Origin of the sequence: Streptomyces rubiginosohelvolus, from assembly GCF_014649875.1 — a bacterium.
Lineage (GTDB): Bacteria > Actinomycetota > Actinomycetes > Streptomycetales > Streptomycetaceae > Streptomyces > Streptomyces rubiginosohelvolus.
Genome location: NZ_BMTW01000028.1, coordinates 1 through 5,143, shown reverse-complemented (window position 1 = coordinate 5,143; position 5,143 = coordinate 1). Strand labels below are relative to the sequence as shown.

Annotated in this window: 3 protein-coding genes and 2 pseudogenes; 2 read left to right on the top strand and 3 right to left on the bottom strand. The window is 69.3% G+C overall.

Annotated elements, in window-relative coordinates; translation table 11 throughout:
* Together IE134_RS33540 and ligD are read left to right on the top strand one after the other, a co-directional pair.
* A partial coding sequence (locus tag IE134_RS33540; RefSeq protein ID WP_229823837.1) for a Ku protein occupies positions 1–651 on the top strand: 651 nt, incomplete at its 5' end.
* Between the two features lie 31 nt (positions 652–682).
* Complete coding sequence (gene ligD, locus IE134_RS33535; protein ID WP_189432751.1) at positions 683–1,615, top strand: non-homologous end-joining DNA ligase; 933 nt, start codon at positions 683–685, stop codon at positions 1,613–1,615.
* Here the strand turns inward: ligD and IE134_RS33530 are convergent.
* From IE134_RS33530 to IE134_RS33520, 3 genes and pseudogenes are all read right to left on the bottom strand, one after another.
* A pseudogene (locus tag IE134_RS33530) lies at positions 1,616–2,537 on the bottom strand (site-specific integrase).
* Between the two features lie 154 nt (positions 2,538–2,691).
* Positions 2,692–3,210: a hypothetical protein gene (locus IE134_RS33525; RefSeq protein WP_229823834.1), complete on the bottom strand. Its 519-nt coding sequence runs from the start codon at positions 3,208–3,210 to the stop codon at positions 2,692–2,694.
* An 886-nt stretch (positions 3,211–4,096) separates the two neighbouring features.
* Positions 4,097–5,143: pseudogene (locus IE134_RS33520) on the bottom strand (hypothetical protein); the annotation flags it as partial.

Here is a 5,143-nt window from a genome sequence, read left to right as displayed (position 1 = left end):
ATCGACCCGGTCCGCATCAGCGACTCCTACTACCTGGCCGCCGACGGACAGGTCGCCGCCAAGCCCTACACCCTGCTCCGCAAAGCCCTGGAGCGGTCCTCGAAGGTCGCCGTGGCGAAGTTCGCCTGGCACGGCCGCGAGCGCCTGGGCCTGCTGCGGATCCGAGAGGGCGCGATCGTGCTGCACTCCATGAAGTGGCCCGACGAGGTCCGCAACACCACCGATGTAGCGGTGCCGCGCGACGTCGAGGTCGGCGAGGACGAGATCGAACAGGCCCTCCAGCTGTCCGAGCAGATGACGGTCGAGGACCTGTCCGGCTTCCGGGACGAGTACCGCGAGGCCCTGGAGAACATCATCGCCGCGAAGGCCGAGGGCAAGGCCCTCCCCGCCCCGGCCGGCGACGGAAAGCATGACAAGGGCGAGGTCGTCGATCTGATGGCCGCCCTGAACGCCTCCGTCAAGCAGGCGCAGGCATCCCGCGGCGAGGACGGCGAGCACGCCACCGTGCACGAGATGCGGCCGTCGAAGACGACCACCAAGAAGACCACTGCCAAGAAGGCGGCCTCCTCGAAGGGCACGGCCGCAAGGAAGACGACATCAAAGAAGACAGCGGGGAAGAGGGCAGCTTCGAAGCGGCGCAGTGCCTCCTGACCCGGCTCAGCCCCTGCCGAGGATCGAGCCGATGCTCGCTACCCCCGGCTCGCTGCCCTCGGCAGCCGTTGAGGGCCTCTACGCGTTCGAGGTGAAGCAGGACGGACAGCGGGCGGTGATCTACCTTCCCGGCGACGGCACGATCCGCGTGCGCGCCCGGGGAGGAACGGACGTCACCGCCGCCTACCCCGAGCTGATCCCCCTCGCCGAAGCCCTCGGCGGGCGGCCCGCGGTGCTGGACGGAGAGATCGTCGCGCTCGACGAGCAGGGCCACAGCGACTTCGAGCGGCTCCAGCAGCGCATGGGGCTCGCAGGCTCCCCGTCGAAGGCGGCCCGGATGGCCGTACGGGTGCCCGCACACCTCATGCTCTTCGACGTCGTGCACCTCCGCGGCCGGCTCCTGACGAAACTGCCGTACGCGGAGCGGCGCGGCCTCCTGGAGAACCTCGGGGTGTCCGGGCCCGCATGGTCGACACCGGCAGCGATCACCGGTCACGGACGTGAGGCCTGGGAGACGGTCCGGGACGCGGGACTCGAAGGACTGATCGCGAAACGGCTCACCTCCGGGTACGAGCCCGGCGTGCGGTCGAAGACCTGGGTGAAGATCAAGGTCCACCGGCTCGCCGACGTCGTGATCGGCGGCTGGGTCCCTGGCCGCGGACGGCTGACCGGCCTGCCCGGCGCCGTCCTCGTCGGCGAGCGGCACGACGGACTGCTGCACTACGCGGGAAGCGTCGGCACCGGCTGGAGCCAAGCCGAACGCACCCGCCTTGCCGCGCTCCTCAAGGTGGCGGCTTCCGATGCCTGCCCCTTCGCCCAGGTTCCGTCCGTGGCTGGGGCCCGGTGGGTCCTCCCCCGCCTCGTCGGTGAAGTCCGCTACACCTCCCGCACCCGCGCCGGACGCCTCCGCCACCCCTCCTGGCACCGGCTACGCCCCGACCTCGCACCTGACGACCTCACGTGATCAGCTCGAAGCTGCCTCGCGCGAAGCCATGTACTGGCGGACGCTCTCGGGCTTCTTGTACCTCGACTTCGCCATCAGCCTCCAGGAAGGCGCCCCGCTCACCGAGTTCGGTCAGCCCCGCGAGGCGAAACTCGTGCAGGCCCCAGCCCGTTCCCGGCCCGTTCGCGGCGGTGTGCCCATCGAGGAGGCCGCGGGCCTGCCCGTAGGAGAGGCGAGCCAGGCCGGTGTCCGGGCACACATCGCGTGGGCTGAGGACCTTCCCCGGGCCGGGGCCGCGGTGGGTAGCGAACACCGGGCCCCGGGTGCGGTCCTTGAGAAGTTGAGGCAGAAGCAGGGAAGTGCCCGTGTCCCAGGTGACGGTCTCCAGCTCCAAGTCCTCCTGACCCTGCCCGCGCTGGCGGGCCTTCCTCCGGTCGCCCTTGGGCTTGACCGGGCAGGAGCGGGCGGCGAGATCGAGGTCCTCGATGTTCACCCCGAGGACCTCCTCGGAACTGGCGCAGGTCTCGTAGAGCATCCGCCACAGCGTCCGCTCACGCAGATGGACATCGACGCGGCCGATCAGCTGGTCCACGGCCGTCTTCGAGCGGACCGGGGTCTCGGAGTCCGGCGCTGCGAGCCGTTGCGCCCAGGCGGGAACCTGCGGGCCGTCGTAGCCGTGCTCAGCGCACCAGCCCAGCCAAGACAGGGCCGCCGTCCGGCGGGCGTTCCACGTGTTGGCCGCCGCGGTGCCCCACAGCAACTCCAGCGCCTCGCCTATCTCGTCGTCCGCGACGGCCCCGAGCGGTCGGCCCGCCCCTATCCTCTCGGCGACCTTGTTCACACCGATCCCGTAGTTGCGGACGGTGTTCGCGTTGCTGAGCGAGCCGAGGAAGGCCTCGGCGGCCGCCCTGACCGTCGGCAGCTGCATGTCGGTGGACACCATTCACCCTTGCCGCGGACAACAGGCCGCTTCACCCTCGACCCGAAGAAGCGCCGCCACAGGTGAAGATCAGACCTCGTCAGATACTAGGGGTGTGCCGTCGCCATGGTGCCGGTGATCTCGATCCCGACGCCCCCAGCCGCAACAGGGCGTCCTCTCAGCTCCTCATCAAGGCGTCGCCGACGGGATCACCGTGCGCTTCGTCGGAGTCTGCGACCTCTTCCGTCTGATCGACAAGCCACTTGTCGCCATGCCGGACCAGACGGAGCACGTCCTTCGAGACCCCCGACTCGTTGGGCCAGGTGTAGGTCCACTCGACCATCACGCCCACGCCAGCTGGGTGATCACCGAAGGCCGGAACGGCCTTCGCACCGCTCGCCTTGATCGGACCAAGCTGCGCGCGGTCCGGCCCGCTGGCCGTGGGCTTCTCCTTCGGCCCAACAGTCGAACCGTCAGCTCGCACAAGTGGCGGCGGAGCAGATGTCTCGGACTCCGAGGGCGCTGGCGCCACAGGCTCTTCGTTGTTGGCGACACACTCTTTGACCGTGCCGTGCCGGTAACGCTCCGTCCTCATGTGGCAAACCTGCAGCCAATCGAGGCTATTCACCGCTTCCTGGTATGACTTGGCGAACTTCAAGGCCGAGGCGGTGGGGTCAGCACCACCTCCGTCGCTCATTCCCGTGTCCTTCTTCCCATCAGCGCTCGACGAGCATCCAACGACAATGAGCGCTAACGCTGCGGCTGCCGCCGCCCTGATGGTGCCCCTCATCTCATCCCCAGTCCTAGAAGCCAATGCACTCCTGCATGATCCTATTCACGAGGCTCCCGGAGGCTATGGGCAGAGGCAACGTCACACCAGGCCCAGCCTGAAGCGACTGCATTGGCCTCACCTGCCCCAACCCCCGCTCCCCTGACATCGACCGGCGCGGGCAACACCCTCGTGGTGCACCTCCGCGCGACTCCGCTCTCGATGGAGGCTTGGTGCCGGGTGTCGTCCGCGGTGCGTGCGCAAAGCCGGACGGTGCGCCTCTCCAGTCTCGGCCGGTTCGGCAACCATGTGAGGGGTGGCGAGGGGCGGTCGTGGTGAGTTCCAACAAGGACCGTGGTGAGTAGCCGACGACGGCCCCTGACCGTGGTGAGTTGGAACGGTTCTCACTGCGCGGCCCGGGGTGTGGCGAGTGGCGGAAACATCTTGACTGAGTTCCAACACGGGCGAGATGCAAGTTCCAGCGCGACAGCCTCTCGACGGCCTGGCCGGCCTTCACGTCGTCGGCGGCTCTGTGCCTGCGGGTCACCGGCACCACCTACCGGCGACGGACTCGGGCTCTCCCCCGGTCGGCGAGTTGGAAAATTGCAGGTCAGCTCGTTCCAATCCCCTTCCGCGTCCTGCGGAGCCCATGGGAACCCGACGCATTGCCCATGTACTCGGGGCGTGGCCAGGGAGCGATCTCCAGCGATGGTGAGTCCCTCCGGGGCGTCACTCACCAGGGGCACGGCTGCCTCTCCCGCTGGGCAAGCGCTTCTGGAATCTGCCCTCCCGTGAGGGTGGGAGGACGGGTTCCTCAGTTGGCTGCGGCGGCCTGTCGTTCGGCGCGCTTGATGTCTCCCAGGTACTTGCGCACCGTTCCAACGGTGTAGCCCGTGCCCTCGGCGAGCAGCGGGGCGAGCGAGTTGGCGGACCTGGAACGCTCCTCGGCGGTGAGTTCCAGGTAGCGAGCCGCCACCAGCTCTGCTCCTGTCAGCGGCGACGATTCCCGCCCCTGCGGCTCCTCCCGGTCGGGCGTTACGTCGTGGGGGCCGTCGCTGGGCGACGCGCCGTCGGTCTCCTCGCCCTCAGGGATCCGCATCTGTACGACGTGGCGCCTCTCCCCCGTCCGGGCAGCCGCCGCTCCCCCAGGTACCGCTGCAGCATGTGGAACGGCGCTGGAATTGGAACGCTCGTCATCGGGTGCAGTGTCCCCAGGCGCTCCGTTCTGTCCCTCCGGGTCTTCCAACTTGTCGTGCGCCGTCGCTTCCAAGGGTGCCTTCGGCTCGGAGCCGAACCAGGCGCTGGCCCCGCCGCCCGATGCGGGCAGCTCCTCGACGTCGGACCCGGGCCCGGTGGGGGTGTCCTCTGCGATCGTCGGGGCCTGGCCGCGCTGGATGAACCTCTCGTGGTGAGCGCCCCAGAGCTCGTCGAGTACCGGTTCCAGCAGCATCCCGGGCAGAGGCTCCCGCGTCGAAAGCTCGACGATGTCGTACTGGGCGAGGAAGTGCCCGAACTGTTCAGCGTCGGGGAAATGCCCCCGCTGGGCCACGTACCCCTCGGCGGCCGCCAGGTAGTCCACGTCCGGGAGAACCGGCTCGGGTGCTATCGGCGCGGCCTGCTGAACGGTGCTGCCGAACCCGGCCACCGCGGCCTCGCGCACCGCGGCGACGGGGCGCTCAACTTCGGCGTCCCGCTCCCCCACCCGCTGATGCCCGATCGCCAGTACCGGTGCCTCACCGCTGACGCCGTCTCGATCGACCACGGTGCGGATCGGCTCCTGGATGCCGGCGGCGGCGAGGCCGGCCGGGGCGGTCTCGGCGAGCGGCACGCCGTACTTCGCCAGGCGCAGCGGCATCATCGA

Coding starts and splice junctions, on each gene's coding strand:
- ligD (WP_189432751.1), top strand. CDS start 683: ATGCTCGCTACCCCCGGCTCGCTGCCCTCGGCAGCCGTTGAGGGCCTC.
- IE134_RS33525 (WP_229823834.1), bottom strand. CDS start 3,210: ATGAGCGACGGAGGTGGTGCTGACCCCACCGCCTCGGCCTTGAAGTTC.